The sequence below is a fragment of the Streptomyces sp. NPDC060198 genome (genome assembly GCF_042728415.1).
Lineage (GTDB): Bacteria > Actinomycetota > Actinomycetes > Streptomycetales > Streptomycetaceae > Streptomyces.
This window is the reverse complement of sequence record NZ_JBHWZJ010000663.1, coordinates 1-1,627: the sequence shown is the minus strand read 5'-3', so window position 1 is coordinate 1,627 and position 1,627 is coordinate 1. Positions and strand designations below refer to the sequence as shown.

Annotated in this window: 1 protein-coding gene; it reads left to right on the top strand. The window is 74.8% G+C overall.

Going from position 1 to position 1,627, the window contains the following annotated elements; all coding sequences use genetic code 11:
* Positions 1-174: 174 nt before the first annotated feature.
* The gene (locus tag ACFWEP_RS34545) at positions 175-1,476 is read left to right on the top strand and encodes an alpha/beta fold hydrolase (protein WP_387376246.1); all 1,302 of its coding nucleotides are present in this window, start codon (positions 175-177) and stop codon (positions 1,474-1,476) included.
* Positions 1,477-1,627: the final 151 nt, after the last annotated feature.

The following is a 1,627-nucleotide window of genomic DNA, read 5'->3' as shown; positions in this document are numbered from 1 at the left end:
ACCTGGGGCGGCGGGCCCGCCCGTCGCCCGTCGCGCGCCTGTCGCCCGTCGCCCGTTTGTCGCCCGTCGCCCGTTTGTCGCCCGTCGCCCGTCGCCCGTTTGTCGCCCGTGCGCCCGTTCCGCGCCCGCCCGTCGCCAGCCCGCCCGTCCGTTCCGCGCCCGCAAGGAGCAACCGTGTCCGCCCACTCCCCCCTCTCGTACCGCCACGGCGACCTGGTCTGCACCGACCACAGCCTCGACGTCCCCCTGGACCATGACGCCCCCGGCGGACCACGCATCGAGGTGTTCGCCCGCGAGGTGACCGCCGCCGGCCGCGAGCACGAGGACCTGCCCCGGCTGCTCTGGCTCCAGGGTGGACCCGGCGGCCGTGCCGAGCGCCCCAACGCTGCGGGCGCCTGGCTGCGCCGTGCCCTCGACGACTACCGCGTGGTCCTGCTGGACCAGCGCGGCACCGGTCGCTCCACCCCCGCCGACCGGACCACTCTCGCCCGGTTCGGCGAGGACTCCGCCGCTGCCGCCGGGTACCTCGCGCACTTCAGGGCCGACTCGATCGTGCGGGACGCCGAACTGCTGCGCCGCCGCCTCCAGGGCGACGAGCCGTGGAGCGTCCTCGGCCAGAGCTTCGGCGGCTTCGCCACCCTCACCTACCTCGGTCTCGCCCCGGAAGGTATCGCGCAGGCGTACATCACCGGCGGGCTGCCGACCCTGACCGGTCACGCGGACGACGTGTACCGGGCCGCCTACGCGCGCGTCCTCGCCCACAACGAGCGCTTCTTCGCGCGCTATCCCGCCGACCAGCGGATCGCGGACGCGGTCGCCGCGCACCTCGCCGAACACGACGTCCGCATGCCGACCGGCGAGCGCCTCACCGTCCGCCGCTTCCAGACCCTGGGCATCATGTTCGGCACCTCGGCGAAGTTCGATTCGCTCCACTACCTCTTGGAGACCGCCTTCACCCAAGGGGTCAAAGGGCCGGCACTCACCGACACGTTCCTGCGGGGGGTGGACGCCGCCGTCTCCTTCGCCGAACGTCCCCTGTACGCGGCACTGCACGAACCGATCTACGCCCAGGGCTGCCGGGCCACCGACTGGTCCGCCCACCGCGTCCGCCGGGAGTTCCCCGCCTTCGACGCCGGAGCGCAGGGCCCCCTCCGCTTCACCGGCGAGATGGTCTACCCCTGGCAGTTCGACGAGGACCCCGCGCTCGTTCCCCTGCGGGAAGCGGCCGGGCACCTCGCTGCCCGCGCCGACTGGCCGGCGCTCTACGACCTCGACCGGCTGGCCGCCAACACCGTCCCGGTCGTCGCGGCCGTCTACCAGGACGACATGTACGTGGACCGCGAGCAGTCCCTCGCCACCGCCGCCGCGGTACGCGGCCTGCGCACCTGGGTGACGCCCACGTACGCGCACGACGGGGTGCGTGCCGACCGCGCGGTGCTGGACCGGCTGATCGCGATGGCCCGCGAGGCCGGCTGACAGAACAGAGCAGCCGTCCCGTACCCCTGCCGCATCGCGCCCGGGGTACCGGACGGGGCCGGGGGGGGGGGGGGGCCCCCGGCCCCGGGGGGCCCCCCCTCCGGCATATGCCCCCAGCCTGCTCACGCGAGTGGGCTGGAACCGCCCACGC